The sequence below is a fragment of the Actinoplanes sp. NPDC051405 genome (genome assembly GCF_055586185.1).
Genome location: NZ_JBVJIR010000006.1, coordinates 262,327 through 289,197 on the forward strand (window position 1 = coordinate 262,327; position 26,871 = coordinate 289,197).

Sequence of the window (26,871 nt, forward strand, 5' to 3'; positions counted from 1 at the left end):
GATTCGCGCGACGGCCAGGAGGGATGACCATGCGATCTCTGGCAGGTCGTTACCGGGTCGAGCAGCCGGTCGGCCACGGTGGCAGCGCCGTCGTGCACAGCGGCTACGACCGTACGCTCAAACGTCGCGTCGCGATCAAGCTGTTCTCGCCGTACCGGCCGGACAGCGGCGCGCCGTTCCTCGACGTGCTGCGCGAGGCACGGGCCGCGGCGACGCTGAGCCACCCGAACGTCGCCCGCGTCTACGACTACGGCGAGGCGAGCGACGGCGACCAGCGGGTCCCGTACCTGATCATGGAATTTCTCGAGGGTGACACCGTCGCCGACCGGCTCGCCGCGACCGGCGCGTTCGAATGGTCGCGTGCCGCCGAGGTCTGCGCCGATGTCGCCGCCGCCCTGGCCGCCGCGCACGCGCGGGACCTGGTGCACCGCGACGTGAAGCCCCGCAACGTCATGCTGACCCCGGGCGGCGTGAAGGTCCTCGACTTCGGCATCGCCGCCCTCGCCGGGCAGAACAGCTTCGACGCGCACGGGCAGCTCTGGGGCACCCCGGCCACCCTCGCGCCCGAGCAGCTGCGCGGCGAACCGACGTACCCGGCCGCCGATGTCTACGCGCTCGGCCTGCTGCTGTTCGAATGCCTCACCGGCACCCGCGCCTGGCCGGGCACCAGCGTCGGCGACATCCTCGCCGCCCGCTTCCAGCAGCGGGCGCCGCGGCTACCGGCCATCGCCGGGCTCCCCCGCGAGATCAACCGGCTCTACGAGGCCTGCATCGCCGACGAGCCGGCCCGGCGCCCGTCGGCGGCCGAGGTCGCGGAGACTCTGCGGCGGGCCGCGGGCAAGACCCCGACGGTACGCCCGGCCGCCGTGATCACCCGGACCATCCCACCGGTACGGCTCAAGCGCTCCCGCAGTCGCGCGGCCATCACGGCGTCGATAGCGGTGGCCGCCGCGTTCGCGAGCATCATCGGGCTCCAGGTGGCCAACGGCTACGCGACCCCGGCCGGCCGGCCGGCGGAGGCCGCCGTCGACGGTGCCCCCGTACCCCCGGCTCCGCGGCCCATCACCACCCCGGTCCCGACCCCGACCTCGACCCAGCCGGTGCCCGACGTCCCCAAGGACGACAGCGACCGGCCGGTACGCCGGGTCACCGACACGTGGACCCGCGAGGCCACGACGCCGCCGCAGTACTCGAAGCCGAAGCCCAAGCCGACGAGCGAGGCCCCGACCACCAGGCCGACGACCCGCCCGACCAAGCCCCACCCGACGCCGAGCGACCCGCCGCCGACCACGACGGAGCCGGAGCCGGAGGAGCCGACGGAGCCCCCGGCCACCACCGAGCCTCCGACCGAGCCGACGGACCCGCCGGACGAGCCGGACCCGGTGGACCCGTCGCCGCCGGCCGTGGACCCGGCGCAGGAAGTCGTCCTCGCCGACTCGTGAGCTCCGGCCGTCGTCAGCGACCGCGCCGGGCCGTGACGATCCAGGCGCACGAGTCGAAGTACACGCCGTCGTCCTTGCGGTGGGCGTCGAGGACGGTGCGCAGCCGCGTGTTCGCCGACTCGGCGGCCGCCACTTTCCACAGGCGCCGCACGGCCTCGAAGGCGGCGCTGTCCGGGCCGTAGTAGACGGGCTCGTGCACGTCGGTGAAGCTGACCTCCGCGAAGCCGGTCGCCACGGCCGGCCCCGGGCCGCGGTCGGCCGGGGTCAGGACCCGCAGCTCCTTGCTCAGCCGACGGACCTTGGTGAACCGGCCGGTGTGGTACGAGGTGGCCACCGCGCCGGAGCGCGACCGGCACGGCGAGCCGGGCTGCGCCTGACAGCGCGGGCACCGGTGCCGCTCGACATCATCGGCGTCACGGGTTCCGGGATCGCGTCCCTCCGCACCAACCAGGCCCAGAATGCGCGCACGAACATTTCTCAGAACCACGCCGCAAACACTCTTGCGTGAGAACGGGTTCTGAGAACGGATCGGCGGCGGCAGCCCGGGTGCTGGATCTCTTCTCAGAATGGACCGTTTCTGCGAGCCGGAACAGCAGCCGGCCGGCGCAGGAACGCGAGCAGCGTGTCCAGGAGCGCCTGGGGTCGGTCCAGCGGGACGATGTGCCCGCACTGTGGAAGGAGCAGTCCCGTGAGGTCATCGGCGACTACGCGCAGCTGCTGGTGAAGGGCATCTCCTACGGCGTTTCCGCCGATGGCCAGTGCGGGGACGGTCAGGCGTGCACCCGCGGAGAGCAGGGTGCCGATGAGCTCGGCGTTGGCCGGCATGGCACGGTAGTACTCGAAGCCGGCGCGCAGCGCGGCCTTTCCGGTGTAGGCGGCGACGAATGCGTCGCGAATCTGCGGGTCGACGCCGGTGAGGTCAAAGGTCCCGGACCGGAGGAAGTGGTCGAGGTAGGCCGCCTCGTGGCCGACCAGCACCGTCTCGGCGAGATCAGGCACTGCATGGAAACCGAACCACCAGGGAGGCCCTGCTGAAAAGAACTTTTCTGCCCCAGGGAGGGCCGGTAACGCCGACTCCATCAAAACGATCCGGGATACGCGTTCGGGGTGCTGGACCGCGAGCAGGAACGCGGCCGGGACGGAGGCGTCGATCGCGGCAAGAGCCGCGTGCTCGACGCTGAGGGCGTCGAGCAGACCCCGGATGTCACCGGCGATGGAGCCGGCGTCGTACCCGGTGACTGGTCGCGAGCTGTCGCCCAGACCCCGGAGGTCGGGGGCGATGACGGTGTACTCCTGCGCCAGGCGAGGCAGGACCGAGGCCCACACCTGCCAGGTGTGGGGCCAACCATGAAGCAGTACGAGAGCGGGACCGTCCCCGGCGACCGCAACGTTGAGCTCTACGTCCTTGAGCGGAACGCGCCGCAGGTGCACATCTGCAGGGGTTTGATGCATGGTCACGGCGCTCCTTGGGTGGTTCCCTGGTTACGTGGTTACCGTAGGAGACTGCTGCCGTGGTGGAGAAGACGGCACTTCCAGGGAAGGTGGTGAGCCGGAGGTGACCACCTCTGCACGTCGCGGAGACCTGTTCGCGCCGAACTGTCCGACGCGGCTGCTACTCGACCGCATCGGCACCAAATGGACATCGATGACGATCAAGGTGCTGGCCGAGGCGCACCCCGTTGAGGTGCGCTTCGCCGAGCTGCGCCGCCGCGTACCAGGGGTGTCGCAGAAAATGCTGTCTCACACGCTGCAGAGCCTTGCCGCTGACGGGCTGGTCACCCGTCGAGTGCAGGACACCGTGCCGCCGCGGGTGCACTACGGGCTGACCCCACTGGGGGTGAGCCTCGACGAGCCGCTCGCAGCAGTGCGGGCATGGGCCGAGGAGCACATGGCCGAGATCGAAGCGGCCAACAACGGCACCTCCCGAACCCCGGATACCAATGAGACCGAAGAGGTCTCGTCGTAGGTCTCATCCCGCCATCAACCGTGTGCGCCAGAACCTCGTCGTGGACCTCGCGGCCGGTCCGGCGCAGCGCGGCGACGCCCAGCCCGTACCGGTCGTCGAGCAGCTTGACGTGATCGACGTCGCCGCCGAGCGCGTCGTTGTAGACCAGCAGGTCGAGCTCGTCGATCCGGGCGTCCGGCCCGGAACCGGTCGGCCGCGTCGGTCACGCCTCGGCCCGTGACCGGAGTCGCCCGGCACGCCGAGGAACTGGCGGGCGGCCAGTTCCTCGGCTGCTGCCACGACGCTGTCCCGGTCCACGGCGGGATCGTCCTGCGCCGAATCGTCAGCCGGCGGGGGTGCGCAGGCTTCGCGTCAAGGCCGGGATCATCACCGCTGCCGGGACGAGGTGCAGGCCGAGCAGAGCGGCGATGGTGGCGGTGTCCGCCCCGGAGATGACGGGCGGGATCAACGAGATCACGGTCAGCGCCCCTGCCGTCCACAGGAACCGGTCGGCCGGGCGAGCGCTCCAGCGCAGCAGAGCCGCGGCGATCACCACCCCCACGATCGAGAAGAAGCCGGTCACCACGGCGAACCCGGACAACGGGATCGTCTCGCCCCCGGCGGGGATCGCGAAGTCGACGCCCGCGGCCCGGGCGAGTGCGGCGGCGAGCGTGGTGGCCACCACCGCCGCGAGCGTGGCGACCAGGCCGGTGCCGACAAGCCCTCGGAGCTGGTGGGTACGGCCGGCCGAGGCCGAACGGGCGGCGACCCCGACGTCATCCATGCTGGTCATGCCGTTCCCGCCGGGAGGCGCTCCGGCAGTCCGAGCCGCGGGAACTGGTCGTCGTGGAAGGTGGTGATCTCGGTGATCGCCCCGCCGCTGATGCGCAGGACGTCGATGGTCAGCGGCAGGTACGCGCCTTCCTCCTCCTGCCAGAGGTAGAAGGCGAAGGCGGGCTGACGGTTCACCGCGGTGCGGACCGCGCGCAGGCCCGTCATGCCCTCGAAGCCGTCCTCGACCCAGTTGTGCACGACCGCGTCGCGGCCCACGTACAGGCCCGGGGTGGGCGGCATCGAGCAGCGGACGTCGTCGCGCAGTAGTGCGGCGAGCTCGTCGATGTCGGTGGCCACGCTGGCGTCGGTGAAGCGGCGTACCAGCTCGCGCGTCTGCGCGTCCTCCTCGCCGCCGGTCCAGTCCTGCCGCTCGGCGGGCAGGTGCTCCCGCATGCCGGCCCGGGCCCGCTGCAACGCGCTGTTCACGGAGTTGACCGAGTCCCCGAGCAGCTCCGCGACATCCTTGGCCGGCCAGCCGAGCACGTCGCGCAGGATCAGCGCGGCCCGGGGGCGCGGCGCGAGGTGCTGGACCGCGACCACGTACGCCAGCTCGATCGTCTCCCGCGCGACCGCCACGGCCTCCGGCCCGTCACCGTCACCGGCGGGCAGCTCGTCGAGCAGCCGGTCCGGGTACGGCTGCAGCCACCGCACCTCGCCGCCGGTGGCCGGCTCCGGGCGCCGCTTGGCCAGCAGGTCGAGGCAGGCGTTGGTGGCGATCCGGTACAGCCAGGCCCGGAAGGTCGACCGACCCTCGAACGTCTCCCGGCGCCGCCAGGCCCGCAGGAACGCCTCCTGCACGGCGTCCTCGGCATCCTCGAACGACCCGAGCATCCGATAGCAGTGCACATGCAGTTCCCGCCGGTGCCCCTCGACCAGCCCCGAGAACGCCGACTCGCTGACCTCCCCCAGTCCGCTCACACCCAGCTCCTCCAACACGTCCACACCCATGACGTCACCCTTCCGTCTCGGCAGCCCCGTCGCAGGTATGACGGCCGAGAGCGGAAAAACTCATCAACGGCGGGTCACGCGGATCGAGAACTCGTTGTTCGCGTCGTAGTGCGGCTGCATCGTGACGCCGCCGGTGGTGATCGGCGGGAACACGTACGCGATGTCCTTGCGGGCCACGTCGTCCAGGAACCGGCCGAGCCGGACCGCGGGCTCCCCCGGCGCGTAGCGCAGCCAGAGCTGCCAGGTGCCCGCCGGCAGGGCGCCGATCCGTACGGCGAAGCCCGCGTCGGTGGCCGAGCCCGGCAGCTCCCGGGTCGCGGTGCTCCGCAGCTCCAGCACCGGTTCGGCGGGCTCGGCGCCGATCAGGCGGCCCTCGATCCGCAGGCCCTCCGCGTCGATCAGCACAGTGGCGATCTCGGCGTACACCGGCCGGTCCCAGACGCGCAGGCCGAGGCAGCCGTCGCTGAGCCGGTAGGGCAGCTGGACCCGCTCGGCCCTGCCGGGGATCAGGGCCCGGGTGTCCAGCCGGCCGGCCCGGACCGCGGCGCCGTCCGGGGTGCGCAGCTGCCAGGTCCCCTCGGTGAGGTCGCCACCCACCGGCACCTTGTCGTCGTCGCGCCACCAGATCAGTTCCGCGCTGTCGGCCAGCATCAGCTCGCCGTCCGCGGTGACCAGCGCGTCGACGGTCGGGACGGCGGAGGTCGGGGCCGGGCCGAGCACGGGCTGCGGCGGGGCCGGCCGCTCCCGGCGGGGCCACCAGCGCCGGCGGCCGGCCTTGCGGGCCGCGAGCCGGTCGAACAACTGCTCGTACTGCTCCGCGATCAGGGCCGGGTCGTAACGTTGCGCGTTCTTCAGCGCGGCGGCGGCCATCGCCTCCCGCTGCGCGTCGTCATTGATCACCCGCAACAGCGCAGCCGCCAGGGCGGCCTCGTCGCCGATCGGCGTGAGCAGGCCGTCCATCCCGTCCTGGAGGATCTCGGCCGGACCGTACGGCGCGTCCGTGCTGACCACCGGCACCCCGCAGCGCATCGCCTCGACCAGCGTCATGCCGAACGGTTCCTGGTCGGAGGGCACGGCGGCGATCGCACCCTTGGCCCACTCCGTCTCGATCGGCGTGTACGGGCCCATCATCAGCACGTTGTCGTGCAGCCCGAGTTCGGCGACCAGGGCGCGCAGCTCGTTGCGGAGCTTGCCCTGGCCGTAGACCCGCAGCTGCCAGTCCGGACGTTCGGCCGCCACCGTGGCGAAGGCCCGGATCAGCAGGTCGTAGCGCTTGCCCTGGACCAGCCGGCCGGCCGCCACGACGATCTTGTCGCGGCCGTGCGACGGGGGCACGACCGGCGCCGGCACGCTGTTCGGGATGAAGGTCAGCTCGGTGTCCGTGAGCCGCACGTGCGCCCGGTAGTCCTCGGCGTCACGCGCGGTGATGGTGACGAAGGCGTCGAGCTTGCGCAGGTGGCGGGGCAGCTCCTCGCGCATGGTCTTGCGCTGCTGGAGGCGGGTCAGGTGCTCCTGGCCTATCTTGATCATCCGGTCCGGGGCGAACCGGCCGGCATAGGCGATCAGGCCGGGCCGGGTGGCGATCACCACGTCGGCGTCGCTGGCCGCCAGGTAGCGCGCGTACCGCCCCTCGACCATCCGGTCGTAGTCGCCGGACCGGTAGTCGGCCTTCGGGTAATACTTCGCCGGCTGACCGCGCAGCGGATCGTCGGCGAGGTAGTCGGGGTGGTCGGTCCGGGCCTCGACGAGGGCCATCAGCCGGACGGCCGGGTGCAGCGGCATGTGGGGCACGTCGCGCCGGCGCGCGGTGCTGAGCACTTCCACCTGGTGGCCCCGCTCGGCGAGGGCGCTGCCGAGATTGAAGGTCGTAGTGATGGTGCCACCGATACCGAAGCCGTCGTTGAGCAGGAAAAGGACCTTCACGGATCGGCACCCTAGACCGGTCGTGCGACCGCCGTCCATCCGGTGCGCAGAGCAGAACGCTTGACGACACACGTACACGACCGCGGAGGCCGGCAACCCCTTCGTCGACGGCCGCTACGCCGACCCCGACATCGCGCTCTACAACGACCGGTACTGGGTGTTCCCCACGTCCTCCCGGCCCTACCTCGAACAGACCTATCTGGACGCCTTCTCCTCCACCGACCTGGTCACCTGGACCAGGCACCCGACCGTGCTGAGCACCGCGAACGTCTCCTGGGCCAGGTACGCGGTCTGGGCGCCCGCCCCGATCCAGCGCAACGGCCGGTACTACCTCTACTTCGCGGCGAACGACATCCAGAGCAACACCGAGCTCGGCGGCATCGGCGTCGCCGTCGCGGACCGGCCCGAGGGACCGTACCGGGACGCCATCGGCCGGCCGCTCATCGACCGCTTCGTCAACGGTGCGCAACCGATCGACCAGGACGTGTTCATCGACGACGACGGGCAGGCGTACATCTACTACGGCGGCCACGGGCACGCCAACGTCGCCCGGCTGAACAGCGACATGACCAGCTTGGGCACGTTCCCCGACGGCTCGGTGTTCAAGGAGATCACGCCGGTGGGCTACGTCGAGGGCCCGCAGATGCTCAAGCGCAACGGCAGGTACTACCTGATGTGGTCCGAGGGCGGCTGGACCGGCCCGGACTACTCCGTCGCGTACGCCATCGCGGACTCACCCGCCGGACCGTTCCAGCGCCTCGACAAGATCCTGGCGCAGGACGCCGCGGTCGCCCGCGGCGCGGGCCACAACTCGGTCGTGAACATCCCGGGCACCGACACCTGGTACATCTTCTATCACCGCCGGCCGCTGGGCGAGACCGACGGCAACGCCCGCCACCTGGCCTACGACCGGATGAACTTCGCCGCCGACGGCACCATCCAGCGGGTCAAGATGCTCGTCAAGGACAACTTCGACGACAACAACGCGATCGGCTGGAAGACCTACGGCGGCTCCTGGACGGCCACCGGCGAGCAGTACCGGGCCCAGCACTCGTACGGCGGCAAGGCGCTGCTGACCGACAACCACACGGACGCGGTCTACGACGCCGACGTCACGGTCACCTCCGGCGCGGGTGACGCCGGCCTGGTCTTCCGGGCCACCTCCCCCGCCGTCGGCACGGACAGCTACCGCGGCTACTACGCGGGCATCAGCCCGGCGGGCCAGGTCGTGCTGGGCAAGGCGAACAACAACTGGACCCGGCTCGGCGCCGCCGCCCTGTCCGTCACCGTGGGCACGCGCTACCACCTGCGGGTCGAGGCGGTGGGCACGTCGCTGAAGGTGTTCGTGAAAGACATGACAAACCCCAGGATCACAGTCACCGACGGTACGTACACAGCGGGCTCCTCGGGCGTACGCGTCTACAACGCCGCAGCAGCCTTCGACAATCTCGCGGTCACGAACCGGTGATGCGGTAGCCGACCCCGGCCTGGGTGGTGATGATCGGCGGCTCACCGAGCTTGCGGCGCAGCCGGCCGATGGTGACCGTGACGGTGTTGGTGAACGGGTCGGCGTTCTCGTCCCACACCTGCTCCAGCAGCGCTTCGGCGCTCAGGAACGCCGGCGCCACCCGGAGCAGGGCCTCCAGCAGGGCGAACTCCTTGACCGAGAGGTCCAGCCGGCGGCCGTCGCGGGTGGCGGTGCGCCGGGCCGGGTCCAGCTCCAGGCCGGCGGCGTGCAGCGTCCGCGGCCGGGCCGACGGGCGGCGCCGGGCCAGCGCGCGGACCCGCAGCACCAGCTCGGGGAAGTGGAACGGCTTGGCCAGGTAGTCGTCGGCGCCCAGGGTCAGGCCGCTGACCCGGTCGCCGGGCGCGCCGGCCGCCGTCAGCATCAGGACCATCGGGCGTTCGTCCCGCTCGGTGATCATCTGGCAGAGCGTGTCGCCGTGCAGGCCGGGCAGGTCGCGGTCGAGGACCACCACCTCGTACGGCGCCAGCTCCAGCTTCTCGGCGGCGGTCAGGCCGTCCAGCGCGACGTCGACGGCCATCCCCTGGTCGCGCAGGCCCTCGGCGACCACCTCGGCGAGCGCCCGCGCGTCCTCGACCACCAGCACCCTCACGCGGCCCCCTCCGGCAGCAGCGGCAACCGGATCGCCACGTGCAGGCCGCCCTCGGACCGGGCTTGCAACGCCAGCGTGCCACCGTGGGCCGCCGCGACGGCCGCCACGATGGACAGTCCGAGCCCGGTGCCGGTGCCGGCGGTCCGCTCCACGCCGAGCCGCTGGAACGGCCGGCCGAGCCGGGCGACCTGCTCCGGGTCGAGCGGTGGGCCGCCGGTCTCGACGGTGAGCAGAGCGGTGCCGTTCTCGGCCGCGGCGACCACCCGGATCCAGCCGTCCGGCTCGTTGTGGGTGATCGCGTTGTCGACGACGTTGCCGATCATCCGGGTGAGCAGCACGGCGTTGCCGTGGGTCCAGGCGTCGCGCCGCACGTCGGCGTCGACCGTGAGCCGCTTGGCCGCGAGGTCGGCGGCGCGGGCGGACATCACCTCCGTGACCAGCTCGCCCAGCGAGACCGGGGCGCGGTCGGCGAGCGCGCCGTGCTGGGTGCGGGCCAGGATGAGCAACCCGTCGAGCAGGCCGTCGACCTGGTCCAGCTCGGTACGCAGGCGGCCGGCGAGCGCCACCGTCTGCGGCGGCACCGGCCCGGGCTTGGCGACCGCGACGTCCAGCGACGCGCGCATCGTGGCGAGCGGGGTGCGCAGCTCGTGGGAGGCGTTGGCGACGAACCGGCGTTCCGCCGCGAACGCCTGCTCCAGGCGTTCGAGGAGATCGTCGATGGTGTCGGCGAGCGCCTTGACCTCGTCGTCCGGGCCGGGCGCGGCGAGCCGCTCGTGCAGGTTGTCGGCGGTGATCGCCCGGGTGGCGGCGGTGATCGTCCGCAGCGGGCGCAGCACCCGCCCGGCGACCGACCGGCCGAGCAGCACCGAGGCCACGGCCATCACGGTCAGCGCGATCACCGAACCGGCGAGCAGCTGCCGCGCCTGGTCCTGGTGCACGGCCGCCAGCTGCGCCTCCAGCTCCCCGATCCGCGCGGCTGCGTCGACCGGCTGCTGTTGCTGCCCGACCGGGACGCTGGCTCTGGTGCTGGAGATGGTGATCAGGCCGGTGAGGCCGAGCAGCGCGACGCCGGAGAGCATGAACAGCACCACGTACATGATCGTGAACTGACGCCGAGCCGTGCGCATCCCGTTCCCCCTGCCGTGCCGCCGTCCGGCACCTGACCAGCATGCCGGTCCGCACCTAACAGCGGAATGACGGTGTGCGTTCGGCCGCCGTTACGGCCTGCTGCGTAGAACCGGGGCCATGGAACCCACGATCGAGGTCACCGGCCTCCACAAACGGTACGGGCGCACAGTCGCCCTGGACGGCCTGTCCTGCACGGTACGGCCGGGGCACGTCACCGGCTTCGTCGGCCCGAACGGCGCCGGCAAGTCCACCACCATGCGCGTGGTTCTCGGCCTCGCCGCCCCGGACGCCGGCACCGCGCTCGTCGGCGGCGTGCCGTACCGGACGTTGCGCCGGCCGTTGACCCACGTGGGCGCGCTGCTCGACGCCGGGGCGGTGCAGCCCAGCCGCTCCGCCCGCAACCACCTGCTCTGGCTGGCCCGTTCGCAGGGCTTCGCGGCCCGGCGGGTCGACGAGGTGCTGGAGCAGGCCGGCCTGGCCGAGGTCGCCCGCCGCCGGGCCGGCCGCTTCTCGCTGGGCATGCGGCAGCGGCTCGGGATCGCCGCCGCGCTGCTCGGCGACCCGCCGGTGCTGATGCTGGACGAGCCGTTCAACGGCCTCGACCCGGAGGGGATCGTGTGGATGCGCGGGCTGCTGGGGACCCTCGCCGCGCAGGGGCGGGCCGTGCTGGTCGCCAGTCACCTGATGAGCGAGTTGCAGCACATCGCCGCGCACGTGGTGATCGTCGGCCGGGGCCGGGTGCTCGCCGACACCACTGTGTCCGAGCTGCTGGCGGCGGCACCGTCGCTGGAGGAGGCGTACTTCGCGCTGACCCGCGACGCGGTGGAGTTCCGTGGGGAGGCAGCCCGATGAGCGACTTCGGACGGCTCGTAGGGGCCGAGTGGGTCAAGTTCCGCACGGTCCGCGGCTGGGTGCTCGGCACGGTGGCCGCGACCGTGGTGACCGTGCTGCTGGGGTTGTTCGTCGCGTCGAACAGCATCTCGTCCTGCTCGAACGGGACGGTGGACATCGAGTGCCCGGCGCTCCCGCTGGGCCCGGACGGCGAGCCGGTACGCGACAAGTTCTACTTCGTGCACCGGACGCTGGCCGGGGACGGCGCCATCACCGTACGGGTGACCTCGATGACCGGCGTGATCACCTACCCGCCGCCGGACCACGACAAGATCGTCCCGGGTCTGGTGGAGTGGGCGAAGGCCGGCGTCATCGCCAAGCACGGCACCGCCGTGGGCTCCCGGTACGTGGCCCTGATGGTCACCGCGGAGCACGGCGTACGGATGCAGCACGACTTCGTCCACGACACCGCGGGCAAACCCGGCGCAGTCTCGGCGGGCGCACCGCGCTGGCTGCGGCTGACCCGCGCCGGGGACACGCTCACCGGAGAGGAGTCGGCCGACGGCACCGCCTGGAGCAGGGTGGGGACCGCGACGCTGGCGGGCCCCGTGGAGCTCGGGCTCTTCGTCACGTCACCGAGCGACCTCACCGTGAACGGCGGGGCCGGCGGCGGCAGCGTCCAGGCCCGGCTGGCCACGGCGACCGCCACCTTCGACAACGTCGCATCGACCGGCACCGCGCCCGGCGACTGGCGGCGCGACGACGTGGGGACCGAGCCGAACCCGGACGGCACCGTGCACCACCCGGGCAGCGCCGAGGAGGCCGGCGGGGTCCTGACGGTGTCCGGCAACGGCGACATCGCTCCCCTGGCCGGCGAAACCGGACCCTGGCTCCAGCTGGTGCTGATCGGGCTGGTCATCGGCCTGATCGTGGTGACCGTGGTGGCCGCCCGTACCGTCTCCGGCGAGTTCCGGCGCGGCCTGATCGGGGTGACGCTGCTGGCGAGCCCGCGGCGGGGCCGGGTCGTGGCGGCGAAGGCCATCGTGCTCGGCGCCGTCACGTTCGTCGCCGGTACGGCCGCCGCCGCGCTGGTCATCCCGCTCGGCTGGCAGGTGCTGACCAGCAACGGCTTCCGGCAGCCGGAGTTGCCGCTGGGCACGCTGGCCCGGGTGGCTGTCGAGACCGGTCTGCTCGTCGCGGGCACCGCGCTGCTCTCGCTGGGGCTGGGGGTGCTGTTCCGGCGTGGGCTGGCCGCGGTGGGTGTCGCGGTGGCGGTGGTCGTGCTGCCGTACCTGCTGGCGATGATCGGGGGCCTGCCGACCGCGGGCGCGGAATGGCTGCTACGGCTGACCCCGGCCGCGGCCTTCGCGTTCCAGCAGGTCGCGCCCGAGTACGCGCACGTGCTGGCGAGCTACACGCCCACGTCCGGCTACTACCCGCTGCCGGCGTGGGGTGGCCTCGCCGTTCTGGCCGGGTACGCCACGCTGGCTCTCGGTCTGGCGGTCGTGCGGCTGCGCCGGAGCGACGCGTGAGCCGGATGCTGTACGCCGAGTGGACGAAGCTGCGCACCGAACCCGCCGCCTTCTGGCTGGTGCCGTGCTTCGTGGTGGCGACGGTGCTGACGAGCCTGTTCGCAGTCGCCTCGGCCAGCTGCGCCGGGGGCGGATGCGGCACCGATCCGGCGGTGCTGAGCCTGGCCGGGGTGCAGCTTGGCCAAGCTCTCGTCGTGCTGCTGGCGGTGTGGACCATCGGCGGTGAGCAGAGCACGGGCCTGCTCCGCACGACGTTCACCGCCATGCCCCGCCGGATCGTGGTCCTGGCCGCCAAGACGGTCCTGACCGGCGGCTTGACCCTGGTCGTGGGGACGGTGGCCGTGCTGGGCTGCGTGGCCGCCGGCCGGGCGGTGCTGCCCGGCAACGGCATCGCAGCGCCGTCACTGACTGACGGTCCGACGCTGCGGGCCGCCGCTGGATCGGTGCTCTACCTGGTGCTGATCGGGCTCCTGGCGCTCGGCGTCGCCGCCGTGATCCGGGACGCGGCGGCCTCGGCGGGGGCGGTGCTGGCCCTGCTGTACGCCGTACCGATGGTCGCGGCGGTGATCAACGATCCGGAGCTGCAACGCACGCTGCGCCGGTTCGCGCCGATGACGGCCGGCCTGGCCGTCCAGGCCACCACCGACCTGGACCACCTCCCGGTCGGGCCCTGGGCGGGCCTGGCCGTCCTGGCCGCCTGGGCCGCCGCGGCCCTGCTCTGCGGCGGCCTGGCTCTTCGATTCCGCGATCCCTGACGGCCCGGACCGCTCAGGTGCGTTGCCGGGCCATCCACTGCCAGATGCGGGTGCCGTCGATGCGCGGATCGTTGCGGGCCACGTAGATCCACGACCAGTGGCCGGGGAACTGGTGGCCGTTCCAGACGACGTTGTCGTAGAGCGACAGCAACGAGCCGTCGATGAGCTCGTGGGCGTGGACGGTGTTGGGCACCGGCGGCACCGTGGTGTCGTCGCGAGAGGTGACCAGCCAGGTCGGGGTCCGAATGGCCCGCAACTCGGCGTCGGTGATCATCGTGGGGCCGCCGGGCTGCAGGGACTGGACGACGCCGCAGATGGGCACCGACGCCGCGAACAGGTCCGGATAGACCGTGGTCATCTTCAGGCTCATGTAGCCGCCGTTGCTGGCGCCGGCCACGTAGATCCGGTCGCGGTCGACCTGGTGCCGGCGCGAGACCTCACGGATGATCTCGCGGATCAGGGGGGCGAAACGGTCACCGTCCTCGAGCCAGAAAGACGTGCTCTGCGGGGCCACGACGTAGGCGCCGGCGAAGATCCGCTGGGCTTCCGGGGTGGCGAAGCCCAGCGCACCGCGGTTGGCCCGCAACGTCGTCTCGTTGTCGTAGTAGTTGTCCGGCAGCGAGGCTCCCTCACCGCCGCCGTGCAGCCAGACGATGAGCGGGCGCCGGCCGCGACCGGCGAAGCGGCGGGACGGCTGGTACAGGCGGTACTTCATCCCCGAGGCGGAGATCGCGTAGCGGAACACGTCCACCTCGGGGTTGGACAGCCGGCCCTGGACGAACTCGCTGATGGTGACCGGGCGGTGTCCCCGTACGGTGAAAGGGGCGTTCTGGGTGATCGTGTACACGAGGTCGAGCCGCACGTTGCGGCCCCGGCTCGCGATGTAGCCGAGCGTGCCACCGCCGGTCTGGCCCTCGGCGTACGCGAGGTCGAGCACGATGTTGCCGTGGTGGTCGAGCCGGACCGCGGTGACCGCCCGGTCCAGGTCGTACTCGCTGAAGATCTGGTCGCCCGGCGCGATCGGGATCGGGCTCGTCGCCTTCGCGTGCACGGTGAAGGTGCCGGTGGTGAGGCCGGCCGGGTCGATGCGGCCGAGCCCGCCGGTGAGGATGGTGAGCGAGGTGACCTGCTCGCCGCCGTCCAAGGTCTCGGCGTTGAGGGTGAATCGCGCCCTGGTGGCCGAGTGGCCGCCGGCCTGCGCGGCCGCACCCGGCAGGGCCAGCCCCACGGCGGCGCCGGCCCCGGCGGCCAGGACGGATCGACGGCTCATCGACGTGGCCATGCAGCCCCCTGTTTCGATCCCGTTAAAAATTGTGCATTGACATGGGTCTATCACGGTGGCCGTGCCGAGCGGAAGCCCGGCGTCGCGGCGGCCCGGGATGCCCAGGAAGGACACAGAGAACTCTCGGCGGATGCCAAGCGGGTGGACAGACGATCGCGCTATGAGGCAGGCAGCAGGGCACGCAGGAGCAACCGGGCCCGAAGAAACAGCGCCGGACGATCCCGAGGAACCCTGGCGGCCGCAGCCGCCGTTGTCCCGCGTCGCGGTCGCCCGGCTGGTCCAGCTGGCCGGGATCTACAACGTCGTCACGGTGGTGCTGCCGTCGCCGCACGGCCGCTTCGGGGAACTGGCCGGGCTGCTGCCGATGGCCGGCGTGCTCACCGCCCGGGCGGCCAGCGCGGCCTCCGGGCTGCTGCTGGTCTATCTCGGGGCCGGGCTGCGCCGGGGCAAGCACCGGGCCTGGCAGGTGGCGGTCGTCCTGGCCGGCGCGGGGGTGGTGCTGCACCTGGCCCGGGGCTGGCACTACGACGCCGCCGCGGTCTCCGTGGCGCTGCTGGTGATGCTGATCGTGGTACGCCGCCGCTTCCAGGCGCAGGCCGATCCGTGGAACCGGTGGCGGGCGCTGGCCGCGTTCATCGGTTTCGCCGGCGCCGGGTTCGCGGTCGGGCTGCTCGAGATCGCCGTACGGATGAACCGGCTCGAAGGCCGTCCGGGAGTGATCGCCTGGATGCAGGAATCCGCGCTCGGGCTGGTCGGGGTCTCGGGGCCGATCCGGTTCGCGTACCCGCTGGGCGCCGAGACGGTCAGCTATACCACCGGCATGTTCGGACTGCTCTCGATCGCGGCGGCCGTCGTGCTGCTGCTGCGCCCGGCGAACCGGCTGCCGCAACGCACCGTCGACGACGACGCGGTGGTCCGTGAGCTCGTCCGGCAGCACGGGGCGGGCGACTCGCTGGGCTACTTCGCTTTGCGCCCGGACAAGTCGCTGCTGTGGGCGCCGTCGGGCAAGGCGGTGATCGCGTACCGCGTGATCAACGGGGTGAGCCTGGCCTCCGGCGATCCCATCGGCCTGGCGTCGCAGTGGCCGGAGGTCATCGCGGTGTGGCTGCGGGACTGCGCCCGGCACGGCTGGACGCCGGCTGTGCTCGGCTGTGGCAATGCCGCCGGCCGGGCGTACCGGAAAGCGGGCCTGGACGTCGTCGAGCTGGGTGACGAGGCGATCCTCGACGTCGCCGGTTTCACCCTGCAGGGCCGGGCGATGCGCGCTGTCCGGCAGGCGGTCGCCCGGGTGGAGCGGGCCGGCTACACCTGTACGGTCACCCGGCTGCGCGATCTCACGCCGGAGGCCCTGGCCGAGGCGCAGCGGGCCGCCGACGCGTTCCGTGACGGCCGGGTCGAGCGCGGCTTCTCCATGGCGTTGTCGCGCCTCGGCGACCCGGACGACGGTGACTGCCTGTTCGTGGTCTGCCGGGACGCCGACGGCCGGATCCGTGGCCTGCTGCACTACGTGCCGTGGGGCACCGACGGGCTGTCGCTGGACCTGATGCGCGGGGACCGGACCGCCGAGAACGGGCTGACCGAGTTCATGGTGGTGACCACCATGACGGCCGCACCCGGGCTGGGCGTGCACCGGGTCTCGCTGAACTTTGCCGTGCTGCGCTCGGTGTTCGCCCGGGCCGACGAGCTCGGGGCCGGGCCGGTGCTGCGGCTGTCCTACCAGATCCTCAAGGCCGCCTCCCGGGTCTGGCAGATCGAGTCGCTGTACCGGTCCAACGCCAAGTACCAGCCCGCCTGGGTGCCGCGCTACTTGTGCTTCCCCGCGGTCCGTGAGCTCCCGCGGATAGCGGTCGCGGTCCTGTCGGCCGAGGCGTTCCTGCCCGGTCCCGGCCGGCGGGCCCCGCTCGCCGCGGCGCCGGCGGAGGTCCGCCGATGACGCTCACCGGGCTGCCGCTCGTGCTCGGCGCCGGCGCCGCGGCGCTGTCGGCCGGCGCGTTCCTGGTCTGGTCGTGGAACCGCGGCAGCCGGCACCGACGGGTGCCCACCCGCGTGCTGAGCCTGCTGCTCAGCCAGGCCCTGCTGGTGCTCGGCGCCGGACTGCTCTACAACCGCCAGGAACAGTTCTATCCCTCCTGGCAGGCGCTGGCCGGGCAGACCGGCGCCCCGGCGGGGGTGACCCCGGCCCGGACCGGCCGGCTGGACGCCACCTTCGCCCGGGATCCCAGCCGCCCGTGGCAGCCGCCCGGCTCAGCGGCGTGGCATCTGGCGGCGCCGCCCCGGGTGACCGTCCCGCCCGGGTACGCGGTCCGCCCGCTGACGTACCCCGTGCTGCTCGCCCTGGGCGGCCGCCCGGCCGGCGCCGGCCTGATCGAGGTCACGCTCGCCCCCGGCGGGCGCACCGGCTCACTGGCCGGGTTGCCCGGCCTGCTGGCGACCGATCTGCGCACGACACCGCGCGGCTGGGTCCTGGTGGCGGCGGACACCCAGGAGCCGCTCGCCCGGCGGCTGGTCACCGAGTTCCCCGGACGTTTCGCCGCACTGGCGATAGTCGGCGGCGATCCCGCCCGCACCGGCTCGCCGGTCCTCACGCGCGCCTTCACGACCTGGTCCGCCGCCACCGGCTGGGCCGCCGCGCAGAGCCCGCCCGCGCTCGCATCCGCCCGGGTCCTCCCGACGGCGTTGCCGGCATGAGGATCGACGGAGTTCCGCTGCTGCTGACCGGCATCGCCCTGGTCATGGGCTGCTCGGTGGCCGTCGCGGTGCGCTGGGAACGGGCCGGCCGGATCGCGCGGACCGGCCTCGTCCTGGCCTGCACGCTGAGCGTGGTGACCACGTCGGCGATCGAGCTCAACCGCCTTACCGAGGCCTACCCCAGCTGGAGCGCGCTCGGCGGCGTACAAGGGGACCCGCCCGTCCCGCCGCCGCCCGCCGAAGGCGCTTCGGGGCCCGGCGGCCGGATCGTCGAGATCACCGTGGCCGGGCGGGCCTCCGGCATGACCATGCCCGCGTACGCCTACCTGCCGCCCGGCTACGCCCGCGGCCACGAGCGTTATCCGGTGATCGAGGCCCTGCACGGCTTCCCCGGGTCGCCGAAGAGCTGGTTGCGCCGCCTCGACGTGCGCCGGCACCTCGACCAGGAGATCGCCACCGGCCGGATGGCCCCGACGGTCGTGGTCTTCGCCTACCAGACGCCGGACCCGCTGGTCGACACCGAGTGCACCGACCTGGCCGGCGGTCCGAAGGCGGAGACGTTCCTGACGGTGGACGTCCCGGCGGCGGTCCGGGCCGGCTTCCGGGTCCGGCCCGACGGCCCGGCCTGGGGCCTGGCCGGCTACTCGGCCGGTGGGTTCTGCGCCGCCGACCTGCTGCTGCGGCATCCGCGGCAGTACGCCGCCGCGGCCAGCCTGTCCGGGTACGCCTCCCCCGGCATCAAGGTCGGGGACGGCTCCGAGGTGACCACCCACAACGTCGCCTGGCGGCTGCGGCACCTCCCACAACCCCGGGCCGGGCTGTATCTGGCCTACGCCGCCGACGACCCGCCGTCACGCCGGGACGGTCTGACCATGGCCCGGCTGGCCCGCCCGCCGCTGTCGGTCACCACGGCCGTCGTGGCCCACGGCGGGCACAGCGACGCGGTGTGGCAGGCCATGGAGGCGCCCGCGTTCGACTGGTTGTCGTCGTGGCTCGCCCGTCCCGCGGTCACGCCGTGAGGGCGGTGGTCGCGGTGCTCGGCGTGCTGTTGCTAGGCGGCTGCGCCACGCCGCCACCGGCGTCGGCCCCGCCGGTCACCGTGGTGACCTTCGGCGACTCGGTTCCGGCCGGCACCGCGTGCGGCTGCACGCCCTTCCCTGATCTGTATGCCCGGATGATGTCCCCGGCGGCGGACTCGGAGAACCTGTCCGAGGCCGGTGCGACCTCGGCCGACGTGCGGCGCACGCTGAGCGGGGCGCCCGCCCGGGACGCCGTACGGCGGGCGACTGTCGTGCTGGTCATGGCCGGGGCCAACGACGTGGCCGCGGCGCTCGACGACGATGACCCGTACGCGGCGCCCGTCGCGCAGGTGGGCCGCAACGTGACGGCCGTGCTGCGGTCGATGCACGACCTGCGGCCGGGCGTACCGGTGCTGGTGTTCGGTTACTGGAACGTCGTGGAGGACGGGGCCGCCGCGGGCAATGACGACAGCCGGCGCGCGGCGGCCGTCGCGGCGACGACGGCCTGCGATAAGGCGTTACGCGACGCGGCCGCCGAGGCGGGCGCCACCTACGTCGACACGCTGCCCGTGTTCAAGGGCGGCACCGGAACCGGCGACCCGACGTGGCTGCTCGCCGCCGACGGCGATCACCCCAACGCGGCCGGGCACGAGGCCATCGCGTCAGCGGCGTACGCGGCTGCTCATTGACCGGTCAGCACTCGGCACCTCGAGCAACGCGTAGCTGACGAAGAACAGACCGGCGCCGAGGCCGTAGGCGGCCGCGCTGATCCCGATGTCGGCCTCCAGCGCCGTCTTCGCGAGGGCGACGTTGGTCCGGTCGACGGAGGACATGAAGTAGGCGATGCCGATGATCGGCAGCGCGCGAAGATCCTCGACGCGGCGGCCGAGGCGTCCATGCGCAACGGCTTCGCCGGCACCACGATCGACGACATCGCCCGCGACGTGCGGGCCACCAAGGGCCTGATCTACTACCACTTCCGGTCGAAGTTCGACATCTTCCTGGCCGTCTACGGCGAGGGCATGCGCCGGGTCCGCGAACGCGTCGAGCCGCACACCGCCGGGCCCGGAACGGCCCGCGACCGGCTGGGTGGCGATGTCGATCGCCCACCTGCTCAACCTGATGGAGGCCCTGGCCTACCACCACGTCGTCCACCAGGCCGTACGCGGCGAGGTGTCAGCGGCGCTGAAGGCGCGCCAGATCGAGGCCCTCAAAGACCTGAACCGCCTCCGCAGCGACTGCGAGCAGATGTTCCACGCCGCCGTGGTCGCCGGGATCGCGGACGGCTCGCCGCGGCCGGTGGATCCGAGCCTGGCCGCCCGATCGTCGACCTCCTGATCGGCGGGCTCGCCGCCGGAGGTGGATCGTACGTCGTCCACAGTGAACTTCCTACCGAGGACGAACGGCTGTGACCGTCACCGGTACGGCGTAGGTTCAGCACATGCGCCTGCTGGCTGGTACGGCCCTCTCCCCCACGACGGCCGGCGACACGATCCGGATCGGTACGGTCACGCTCTCGCCGCAACGACTGCTCGCCTGTGCGCACGCGGTCGCCGACGACGTCCGCGGTGAGCCGGTCGTGGCGGTGCACGCCACCGCGAGCGCCGAGACCGTGGTGGCGATCGTCGGGGCGATGCTCGGCGGTGCCGCGGTCGTCCCACTGCCACCGGACTCCGGGCCGCGGGAACGATCGCACATCTTGCGCGACTCCGGGGCGACGCTGCTGCTCGCCGCCGGCCCGGACCCGGCCGCCGAGATCCGCGTACGTCAGGTTGACCTGCACCGGAGCTCGGACAACCGGCATCCCGAGCCGAAGCCGGAGCAGGCCGCGCTGATCATGTACACGAGCGGCACCACCGGCCCACCGAAGGGTGCAGTGCTCTCGCACCGTGCCCTCGAGGCCGGCATCGACGCACTGGTCGACGCCTGGGCATGGCATCCCGACGACGTGCTCGTGCACGGCCTGCCGCTGTTCCACGTGCACGGGCTGGTCCTCGGCGTGCTCGGCGCACTGCGGGTGGGTTGCCGCCTGCACCACACCGGGCGGCCCGACCCCGAGGCGTACGCGGCCGCGGCCGGCACCCTCTACTTCGGCGTACCGACGGTCTGGTCCCGGGTGTGCGCCCAGCCGGCCGTGGCCGAGCGCCTGCGCTCCGCCCGCCTGCTGGTCTCCGGCAGCGCGGCCCTGCCGACCCCGCTGTTCGCGCGCATGCACGAGCTGACCGGCCACCGCCCGGTCGAGCGCTACGGCATGACCGAGACGCTGATCACCCTGAGCAACCGGGCCGGCGACCCCGGACGCGAGGCCGGCCTCGTCGGTACGCCCGTCGCGGGGGTCGAGGCCCGGGTCGTCGGCGAGGACGGGTCCACGCTGCCGGCCGACGGCGAGTCCATCGGCGAGCTGTGGGTGCGCGGCCCCATGCTCTTCGACGGCTACCTGGGCCGGCCCGAGGTCACCGCGCAGTCGCTGGACGCCGACGGCTGGTTCCGGACCGGCGACATCGCCCGCACCACGCCCGGCGGCGCGTACCGCATCGTCGGCCGCCGGTCCACCGACATGATCAAGAGTGGCGGCTACCGGATCGGCGCCGGCGAGGTGGAGGACGCCCTGCTCGCCCACCCGGCGGTCCGCGAGGCGGCCGTGCTCGGCACCCCGGACGACGACCTCGGCCAGCAGGTCACCGCGTTCGTGGTGGCCGAGGCAGTGACCGCCGGTGAACTCGTCGACTTCGTGGCCCGCACGTTGTCGGCCCACAAGCGACCACGGCAGGTGCGGTTCGTCGACGCGCTGCCTCGCAACGCGATGGGTAAGGTCCAGAAACATCTGCTGAAATCGTGAGAGCAAGGACTGCGATGACCCGGACCGACGATGACGTCACCCTCGACGCGGCGCTGGACCCGCTGGTCCTTGCCCTGGACATCGGCTCCACCGCCACCCGCGGCGGTGTGCACGACGCGTCGGGCCGGCGGGTGCACGGCCTGCAGCACAAGGTGCCGCACGCCTTCACGGTCGCGCCCGACGGCACCTCGGTCATCGACCCCGACCAGGTGACCGCGGAGGTCGAGCAGGTTCTCGCCGCGGTGACCGGCGACCCGCGGCTCGGGACCCGCGTCGCCGGTGTCGCAATGGACACCTTCGCCGCCTCGCTGATCGCGGTCGACGCCGCCGGGCGCGCGCTCACCCCGTGCCTGACCTACGCCGACTCCCGCAGCGGCGACGCGGTCACCACGCTCCGTCAGGAGCTCGACGAGCACGCCGTACAGCAGCGCACCGGCACCCGGCTGCACACCAGCTATCACGCCCCGCGCCTGCGCTGGCTGGCGGCCGCGCAGCCGCGCATCGTCGCGGAGGCCGCCGCCTGGTGGTCCCTGGGTGAGTACATCCTGGCCCGGCTGATCGGGCAGCCGCTCGCCGGGACGTCCACCGTGGCGTGGACCGGTCTGCTCGACCGTCGCACCGGTGAGCTCGACGCCGAGCTGCTCGCCGCCGCGGGCATCGGCCCCGAGCAGCTCTCCCCGCCGAGGGACATGACGCAGCCGGCACCTCCAGCCACCCCGGCGCACTTGCCGGCCCTCGCCCGGGCAGTGTGGTTCCCCGTCATCACCGACGGCTTCGCCAGCAACATCGGAGCCGGGGCGGTCGACGCCACGGTGCTCACCGCGGCGACCGCCACCAGCGGTGCCCTGCGGGTGCTGCTCGACGGCCCGGCCGATCCGCTGCCGTTCGGGTTGTGGAACTACCGGGTCGACGCGCGCCGTACGCTGCTCGGCGGGGCGATCAACGACGTCGGTCGCGCCGTCAGCTGGGCCGAGAGCACGTTGCGCCTCAGCCCGGCGCTCGGGGCCGTCCTCACCGCGCCGCCCAGCGATGCCACGCCGCTCGTGCTGCCGTACCTCACCGGTGAACGTGCGCCCGGCTGGGTCGGCGGGGCACGCGCGGTACTCGGCGGGGTGTCGGCCGCCACGGACGCCGACAGCATGTTCCGCGGGATCGTCGAGGGCGTGGCCATGACCTACGCGCGCGTCGCCGACGAGTTGCACCCGGCCGCCCCGGGGGTGCTGGAGGTCGCGGCGGCCGGCCGGGTCAGCAACGACCAGCCCGAGTGGCTCCAGGTCCTCGCGGACGTGCTCGGCCGGCCCGTCACACACGTGACCCGGCGCCGCGCCACACAGCGCGGCACGGCCCTGCTGGCCCTCGACGTGCTGGCCCCGGACGTCCCGCGTGCGCCCAGGACCACCGGGGCGACGTACGAACCCAGGGCCGCGCACGTCGAGTACTACGCGGGCCGCCGCGCGCGGTTCGCCGAGGTGTACGACGCGCTCGTGCGCGGCTGAGAAACCGACTCCGCGGAGCGCGTCGGCGGGAAGGGGTTGTCCCCGCCGAGCGGGTTGTGGTCGAAGACCCCGGCGTCGGCCCCGCTCCTCGTCGGTGCGGCGAGCCAGCTCGTCGTCGTCGAGGTGGGCGGGGGCCGGTGCGATCCGGGGCACCCGTCAGTTATCCGCCACCTCGGGTCGGGTAGCACCGTTCCGGGCACGAGCCCGGAGGAAGGGGAGCGGTGAATCAGAGGAACACGCTGCGGTAGGTCTCGGCCAGTTCCCCGGCGCGGCGGCGCTGGTTGGCGAGCTCGTCGGCCGACAGCTGCGGCGGCGGCGCGTCCCAGCCGTCGACGATCGTGCCGATCTTCGTGAAGTACTCCTCCTGCCCGGCCGGGGTGCACATGCACAGCATCCGGGCCGGCGCGCCGGAGACGTTGCGGAAGTTGTGCGGCGCGTTGGCCGGGATGTTGATCGTGGAGCCGGCCTTGACGACGTGCTTCTCGCCGCGGAAGGTGAACTCGATCTCTCCTTCGAGGATCGTGAACATCTCCTCGAAGTCGTGCCGGTGCGGCGGCGGGCCGCCGCCGTCGGGTACGCGCATGTCGATCAGGCAGTACCGGCCGTCGGTCTGCTCGCCGGTGATCAGCATGGCGTACGTGTTGCCCACCAGGGACACGAACGTGGTGGCGGGGTCGTCAGGGTCTGCCACGGTCAGCGACCGGGCCGGATCGTCGTCGGGAATCATCGCTGGCCTCTCGTTGCCGGTTCTGCTTCGATCACTTGCACGCATCGCGCGAGGGCGGCGGTCATGTCGGGTCCGCTGCTGGACCGTGATCGGGACGGTCCGGTCGGCGGAGCTGATCAGCAGCTTCAACGCCCGGCCCATCTCAGGCGGCCACCGTGATGGTGACTTTGCCGCTCGGCAGTGCGCCGGTGGCGGCCCGGGCGTGCAGGGCGGGCAGCTCGGCCAGCGGGACCCGCTCGGCGATGTCGACGTGCAGCCGGCCCGCGTCGATCTGGCTGACCAGCTGCGCGAGCTGATCGGTATCGCTGCGGACGAACAGGTTGATCCCCGCCACGCCCCGCTTGTCGTCGGAGGGCGCGGGCATCCACACGGTTGTGTTCACCAGGGCGCCGCCGTCGCGGATGAGGGTGACGAGCGCGCCGAGCTGCGCGGGGTCGACCGGGGCGAGGTTGAGCACGACGTCGACCGGCTCGGTGACCGCGGCGGTGACGTCGGCGCTGGTGTGGTCGATGACCTGGTCGGCGCCGGAGGCCTTGACCCGCCCGCTGCTGCTCGGGCTCGCCGTGGCGATGACCTGGGCGCCGGCGTTCTTGGCCAGCTGAATGGCGTAGCCGCCGACCGCTCCGCCGGCCCCGTTGATCAGCACACGTTGTCCGGCGGTCAGCTTGGCGTGCTCGAACAGCGCCTGCCAGGCGGTCAGACCGACCACCGGCAGTGCGGCGGCGTCGGCCAGCGGCACGGTCGTAGGCGCCGCCGCCAGGACCTCGGCGGGAGCGATCGCGTACTCGGCGGAGGCGCCGGCGCCCGTCATGGGCAGGAAGCCGATCACCTGGTCACCGACGGCGACGTTGTCGACGCCTTCGCCGACGGCGTCGACGGTGCCGGCCACGTCGATGCCCGGGGTGTGCGGCAGGGCGACGGGGATCGGACCCTGCATGTTGCCGCCGCGGATGTTCGCGTCGACGCCGTTGAACGTGGTCGCGGCCACCCGCAGCCGGACCTGCCCGGCGCCCGGGACGGGCTGGTCGACGTCCTCGTACCGCAGGACGTCGGGGCCGCCGAACTCGTGGAAACGCACTGCCTTCATGGCTGATCCTCACCTTCCGCATTTGCTTCGATTTCGAAGCACTTACTGACCATAGCTGTGCTTCGAATTCGAAGCAACAGGACGAGACGTGACGCAGCCGACAGGACATCTCCCGCCTGACCACCCTGCGGCACGGACCGGCCCGCAGGCCATGGCCCGCGGTGCTCACTGCTGCTCAGCAGTGCCTACGCAGGCGAGGGAGCCGTTCAGGCCAGCCGGCGCAGCAGGTGCTCGACGAGCCGCTCCTTGGCCAGGCCGAGCTGCCGCCGGTACGTGCCGTACGGCACTCCCAACCGCCTGGCGGCGGCCTTGTGGGTGCGCGAGGCCGACAGGTACGTCGCGGTGAGCGCCTCGTACGCCTTCACACCCACCGGATCGACCTGCAGCGCGTCGACCGCGGCCATGATGGCGCCGCGCAGGTCCGCCACCGGATCGGTCGAACCCAGGGGCACGAGGCGCGAGTGCAGCAGCACGCTGGTCGCGAATTCCCGCGGAACGTGCCACGTGCGCAGCGCCTCGTCCACCGCCTCCGCCAAAGCTTCCCGGGACAGGTCGTCGCCGGCAGACGCCGCGTCGGTCCAGCCGGCCGCGGGCACCACCCCGGTGCGGGCCCGGTCCTGCACCCACTGCTCCACCGGCTGCCGCCGCCAGTCCCGGCCGAAGACATGCTGCTCCCGTCCGCCGACGTCCGCGGTCACGACCTCCTGCAACCCGGCGCTGGTGAGGTAGCCCCGGACCCGCTCGGCGTCCTCGACGACCACGAAGCTCATCGCGCGTCCGCGGGCCCTCAGGTCGGCGGCGACGGCGCGCCGGCCGATCAGGTCCAGGAACGGTGACGGTCGCTCGACCCGGCCGGACTGCACCGCGAAGCGCCGGACGCTCAGATGCTCACCCGGCCCGAGCGGGGCGGCCTTCTCCACGAAATCCCACAGTGCCGCGATGACGGGGTCCGCCGCCCGGTCCTCGGACAGCGGCGCCTCCAGCCGCAGGAACGCCACGAACGCGACGGGTGCCGGCGAACCGGCGTACCGGTAGACACGGAAGCCTTGGGGCCGGCGGCGCGCCCAGTGCGCGACCGCCGCGGCCTCGGCCGGCCCCGATTCCTGCGCCATGCGCAGCACGGCGGGCACGTCGGCGGGGTGCAGCGGGGCGTCCTCGACCTGGGGGTGCGGCCGCCAGTCGTACGGGTCGTCCGGGCCGCAGTCGTCGCGGAACAGGAACATCCACTCCGCCACCCGTACCAGCGCGTCGTCCTCGGCGGCGCGCCGGGCCTCGTGCAGGCAGGCAGTCGAGACGCGTACGCGTACGTCCTCATAGCGCTCGGGATCCCGCCAGCGCAGGTCGGCCGCCAGCGTGGAACGCACCGCGTCATGCGGATGCAGCCCTTCCGGAGTGGCCTCGACGTACGGCAACTGGCGCAGCCAGGGGAAGACCACCGCGGCGTCCTCGTCACCCAGCACCGCGCGCAGCAGCGACTCGCGCGTGACGTACGCCTGCGCGACGACCTCCAGGGCCCGCCGGTGCGCGGGACCCGGCAGGTCGCCCACCAGGCGCTCGATCAGGGTGGTGAGGACCTCGCCGGTCGGCTCCCAGGGCGCGCCGGTGGCCCGGACGGAGGCGCCGAGCGAGAGCGCGAGCGGGCTGCCGCCGGCGAAGGCCACCAGGTCGGGCCGGCGATCGGCCGGCATCCCGCGGGCCGCGAGCAGGGCGTCGGACTGCGCGGCGTCGAGCGGCCGTACCACCAACTCGGCGAACAGCCGTGCCCAGCCGGGATCCAGTGACCACTCGACGTCCGGGGCGACCCTGCTCGCCAGCACGACCACCGCCCCCGGGGCCAGCCCCGGCAGAAAGGTGTCACGCAGCCAGGCCTCCAGCGTCTGGCAGCGCTCGAAGGTGTCGATGAGCAGCACCACGCCGGGCTCCTCGCACGCCACGGCCGCGGCTTCGGCCAGCCGGCGGGGGTCCGCGTCGAGGTACCGGGCATCGATCGGCACCACGCGCCGGCCGGCCGCTTCGGCCTGCCGGCCGGCGTAGCGCAGCAGCCAGGACTTGCCGATGCCACCGGGTCCATGGAGGTACGCGACCAGCGGGGCATCCGCCGCCCCGGACAGCATCCGGTCCAGCACCGCGCGCTCGGCCTCCCGGCCCACCAGCGCCTCGGCCCGTGCCGCGGCCAGCCGCCCGCTCAGCGGTGTCGACCCCACGCCTGTCCCCTCTCGTCAGGATCATCTTCCCTCGCCGAGGACTGCGCCCCGCTCACGAAGCCGGCTTCACCGGC

The 26,871-nt window shown here is 72.9% G+C and carries 26 protein-coding genes and 2 pseudogenes; 16 read left to right on the forward strand and 12 right to left on the reverse strand.

Going from position 1 to position 26,871, the window contains the following annotated elements; genetic code table 11:
• The first annotated feature begins 29 nt into the window (after positions 1 to 29).
• Positions 30 to 1,442: a serine/threonine-protein kinase gene (locus ACZ6S4_RS15805; protein ID WP_465475621.1), complete on the forward strand. Its 1,413-nt coding sequence runs from the start codon at positions 30 to 32 to the stop codon at positions 1,440 to 1,442.
• Between the two features lie 13 nt (positions 1,443 to 1,455).
• On the opposite strand, the gene ACZ6S4_RS15810 is transcribed toward ACZ6S4_RS15805, so the two are convergent.
• Positions 1,456 to 2,112 carry a zinc finger domain-containing protein gene (locus tag ACZ6S4_RS15810; RefSeq protein WP_465475622.1) on the reverse strand — a complete coding sequence of 219 codons (657 nt, stop codon included), beginning with the start codon at positions 2,110 to 2,112 and terminating at the stop codon, positions 1,456 to 1,458.
• Positions 2,004 to 2,894 carry an alpha/beta fold hydrolase gene (locus ACZ6S4_RS15815; RefSeq protein WP_465475752.1) on the reverse strand — a complete coding sequence of 297 codons (891 nt, stop codon included), beginning with the start codon at positions 2,892 to 2,894 and terminating at the stop codon, positions 2,004 to 2,006. The genes ACZ6S4_RS15810 and ACZ6S4_RS15815 overlap by 109 nt, the downstream gene beginning before the upstream one ends.
• A gap of 103 nt (positions 2,895 to 2,997) precedes the next feature.
• Between ACZ6S4_RS15815 and ACZ6S4_RS15820 the strand changes: the two genes are divergently transcribed.
• Positions 2,998 to 3,408 (forward strand): winged helix-turn-helix transcriptional regulator, encoded by a 411-nt coding sequence (locus ACZ6S4_RS15820; RefSeq protein WP_465475623.1) that lies wholly within the window; start codon positions 2,998 to 3,000, stop codon positions 3,406 to 3,408.
• 22 nt (positions 3,409 to 3,430) lie between these two features.
• Positions 3,431 to 3,628, forward strand: coding sequence for a hypothetical protein (locus tag ACZ6S4_RS15825; RefSeq protein ID WP_465475624.1), 198 nt, complete (start codon positions 3,431 to 3,433; stop codon positions 3,626 to 3,628).
• A 102-nt stretch (positions 3,629 to 3,730) separates the two neighbouring features.
• Here the strand turns inward: ACZ6S4_RS15825 and ACZ6S4_RS15830 are convergent, their stop codons facing one another.
• From ACZ6S4_RS15830 to ACZ6S4_RS15840, 3 genes are all read right to left on the reverse strand, one after another.
• The gene (locus ACZ6S4_RS15830; protein WP_465475625.1) at positions 3,731 to 4,180 is read right to left on the reverse strand and encodes a DUF6069 family protein; all 450 of its coding nucleotides are present in this window, start codon (positions 4,178 to 4,180) and stop codon (positions 3,731 to 3,733) included.
• Positions 4,177 to 5,169 carry an RNA polymerase subunit sigma-70 gene (locus tag ACZ6S4_RS15835; protein WP_465475626.1) on the reverse strand — a complete coding sequence of 331 codons (993 nt, stop codon included), beginning with the start codon at positions 5,167 to 5,169 and terminating at the stop codon, positions 4,177 to 4,179. Before ACZ6S4_RS15835 ends, ACZ6S4_RS15830 begins: the two co-directional genes overlap by 4 nt.
• A gap of 63 nt (positions 5,170 to 5,232) precedes the next feature.
• Positions 5,233 to 7,092: a glycosyltransferase gene (locus ACZ6S4_RS15840; protein ID WP_465475627.1), complete on the reverse strand. Its 1,860-nt coding sequence runs from the start codon at positions 7,090 to 7,092 to the stop codon at positions 5,233 to 5,235.
• A gap of 103 nt (positions 7,093 to 7,195) precedes the next feature.
• On the opposite strand from ACZ6S4_RS15840, the pseudogene ACZ6S4_RS15845 reads away from it, so the two are divergent.
• A pseudogene (locus ACZ6S4_RS15845) lies at positions 7,196 to 8,020 on the forward strand (glycoside hydrolase family 43 protein); the annotation flags it as partial.
• Positions 8,021 to 8,044: 24 nt separating this feature from the next.
• Positions 8,045 to 8,560 (forward strand): 3-keto-alpha-glucoside-1,2-lyase-like domain-containing protein, encoded by a 516-nt coding sequence (locus ACZ6S4_RS15850; protein ID WP_465475753.1) that lies wholly within the window; start codon positions 8,045 to 8,047, stop codon positions 8,558 to 8,560.
• Here ACZ6S4_RS15850 and ACZ6S4_RS15855 read toward each other — a convergent pair.
• A complete protein-coding gene (locus ACZ6S4_RS15855) occupies positions 8,547 to 9,209 on the reverse strand; it encodes a response regulator transcription factor (RefSeq protein WP_465475628.1) in 663 nt (220 codons plus the stop codon). The genes ACZ6S4_RS15850 and ACZ6S4_RS15855 overlap by 14 nt on opposite strands.
• A complete protein-coding gene (locus tag ACZ6S4_RS15860) occupies positions 9,206 to 10,336 on the reverse strand; it encodes a sensor histidine kinase (RefSeq protein ID WP_465475629.1) in 1,131 nt (376 codons plus the stop codon). The genes ACZ6S4_RS15855 and ACZ6S4_RS15860 overlap by 4 nt, the downstream gene beginning before the upstream one ends.
• Before the next feature lie 118 nt (positions 10,337 to 10,454).
• Between ACZ6S4_RS15860 and ACZ6S4_RS15865 the strand changes: the two genes are divergently transcribed.
• Genes ACZ6S4_RS15865 through ACZ6S4_RS15875 form a run of 3 tightly spaced genes read left to right on the forward strand, consistent with a single transcriptional unit; the run spans position 10,455 to position 13,455 of the window.
• Positions 10,455 to 11,189, forward strand: coding sequence for an ABC transporter ATP-binding protein (locus tag ACZ6S4_RS15865; RefSeq protein ID WP_465475630.1), 735 nt, complete (start codon positions 10,455 to 10,457; stop codon positions 11,187 to 11,189).
• Entirely contained in the window at positions 11,186 to 12,700 is a 1,515-nt protein-coding gene (locus ACZ6S4_RS15870) for a DUF1349 domain-containing protein (RefSeq protein WP_465475631.1), read from the forward strand. Before ACZ6S4_RS15865 ends, ACZ6S4_RS15870 begins: the two co-directional genes overlap by 4 nt.
• Positions 12,701 to 12,705: 5 nt before the next feature.
• Positions 12,706 to 13,455, forward strand: a complete 750-nt coding sequence (locus ACZ6S4_RS15875; RefSeq protein ID WP_465475754.1) for an ABC transporter permease — start codon at positions 12,706 to 12,708, stop codon at positions 13,453 to 13,455.
• A 13-nt stretch (positions 13,456 to 13,468) separates the two neighbouring features.
• On the opposite strand, the gene ACZ6S4_RS15880 is transcribed toward ACZ6S4_RS15875, so the two are convergent.
• The gene (locus ACZ6S4_RS15880) at positions 13,469 to 14,725 is read right to left on the reverse strand and encodes a carboxylesterase family protein (RefSeq protein ID WP_465475632.1); all 1,257 of its coding nucleotides are present in this window, start codon (positions 14,723 to 14,725) and stop codon (positions 13,469 to 13,471) included.
• Positions 14,726 to 14,897: 172 nt separating this feature from the next.
• Between ACZ6S4_RS15880 and ACZ6S4_RS15885 the strand changes: the two genes are divergently transcribed.
• Genes ACZ6S4_RS15885 through ACZ6S4_RS15900 form a run of 4 tightly spaced genes read left to right on the forward strand, consistent with a single transcriptional unit; the run spans position 14,898 to position 19,133 of the window.
• Positions 14,898 to 16,670 carry a phosphatidylglycerol lysyltransferase domain-containing protein gene (locus tag ACZ6S4_RS15885; protein WP_465475633.1) on the forward strand — a complete coding sequence of 591 codons (1,773 nt, stop codon included), beginning with the start codon at positions 14,898 to 14,900 and terminating at the stop codon, positions 16,668 to 16,670.
• Positions 16,667 to 17,425: a hypothetical protein gene (locus ACZ6S4_RS15890; protein WP_465475634.1), complete on the forward strand. Its 759-nt coding sequence runs from the start codon at positions 16,667 to 16,669 to the stop codon at positions 17,423 to 17,425. The genes ACZ6S4_RS15885 and ACZ6S4_RS15890 overlap by 4 nt, the downstream gene beginning before the upstream one ends.
• Positions 17,422 to 18,444: an alpha/beta hydrolase gene (locus tag ACZ6S4_RS15895; protein ID WP_465475635.1), complete on the forward strand. Its 1,023-nt coding sequence runs from the start codon at positions 17,422 to 17,424 to the stop codon at positions 18,442 to 18,444. Before ACZ6S4_RS15890 ends, ACZ6S4_RS15895 begins: the two co-directional genes overlap by 4 nt.
• On the forward strand, positions 18,441 to 19,133 hold the full coding sequence (locus tag ACZ6S4_RS15900) for an SGNH/GDSL hydrolase family protein (RefSeq protein ID WP_465475636.1): 693 nt from the start codon (positions 18,441 to 18,443) through the stop codon (positions 19,131 to 19,133). Before ACZ6S4_RS15895 ends, ACZ6S4_RS15900 begins: the two co-directional genes overlap by 4 nt.
• Here the strand turns inward: ACZ6S4_RS15900 and ACZ6S4_RS15905 are convergent.
• A complete protein-coding gene (locus ACZ6S4_RS15905; protein WP_465475637.1) occupies positions 19,107 to 19,277 on the reverse strand; it encodes a hypothetical protein in 171 nt (56 codons plus the stop codon). The genes ACZ6S4_RS15900 and ACZ6S4_RS15905 overlap by 27 nt on opposite strands.
• 63 nt (positions 19,278 to 19,340) lie before the next feature.
• Here ACZ6S4_RS15905 and ACZ6S4_RS15910 point away from each other — a divergent pair.
• From ACZ6S4_RS15910 to ACZ6S4_RS15925, 4 genes and pseudogenes are all read left to right on the forward strand, one after another.
• Positions 19,341 to 19,394 (forward strand): annotated as a pseudogene (locus ACZ6S4_RS15910) (hypothetical protein); the annotation flags it as partial.
• A 145-nt stretch (positions 19,395 to 19,539) separates the two neighbouring features.
• Positions 19,540 to 19,782 carry a hypothetical protein gene (locus ACZ6S4_RS15915; RefSeq protein WP_465475760.1) on the forward strand — a complete coding sequence of 81 codons (243 nt, stop codon included), beginning with the start codon at positions 19,540 to 19,542 and terminating at the stop codon, positions 19,780 to 19,782.
• 103 nt (positions 19,783 to 19,885) lie between these two features.
• On the forward strand, positions 19,886 to 21,283 hold the full coding sequence (locus ACZ6S4_RS15920; RefSeq protein ID WP_465475638.1) for an acyl-CoA synthetase: 1,398 nt from the start codon (positions 19,886 to 19,888) through the stop codon (positions 21,281 to 21,283).
• Positions 21,284 to 21,297: 14 nt separating this feature from the next.
• Positions 21,298 to 22,779: a gluconokinase gene (locus ACZ6S4_RS15925; RefSeq protein WP_465475639.1), complete on the forward strand. Its 1,482-nt coding sequence runs from the start codon at positions 21,298 to 21,300 to the stop codon at positions 22,777 to 22,779.
• 226 nt (positions 22,780 to 23,005) lie between these two features.
• On the opposite strand, the gene ACZ6S4_RS15930 is transcribed toward ACZ6S4_RS15925, so the two are convergent.
• The 3 genes from ACZ6S4_RS15930 to ACZ6S4_RS15940 form a co-directional block, all read right to left on the reverse strand.
• Positions 23,006 to 23,506, reverse strand: a complete 501-nt coding sequence (locus ACZ6S4_RS15930; RefSeq protein ID WP_465475640.1) for a cupin domain-containing protein — start codon at positions 23,504 to 23,506, stop codon at positions 23,006 to 23,008.
• Between the two features lie 142 nt (positions 23,507 to 23,648).
• Positions 23,649 to 24,593, reverse strand: a complete 945-nt coding sequence (locus ACZ6S4_RS15935; RefSeq protein ID WP_465475641.1) for an NADP-dependent oxidoreductase — start codon at positions 24,591 to 24,593, stop codon at positions 23,649 to 23,651.
• A gap of 206 nt (positions 24,594 to 24,799) precedes the next feature.
• On the reverse strand, positions 24,800 to 26,797 hold the full coding sequence (locus tag ACZ6S4_RS15940; RefSeq protein WP_465475642.1) for an ATP-binding protein: 1,998 nt from the start codon (positions 26,795 to 26,797) through the stop codon (positions 24,800 to 24,802).
• Positions 26,798 to 26,871 lie beyond the last annotated feature (74 nt).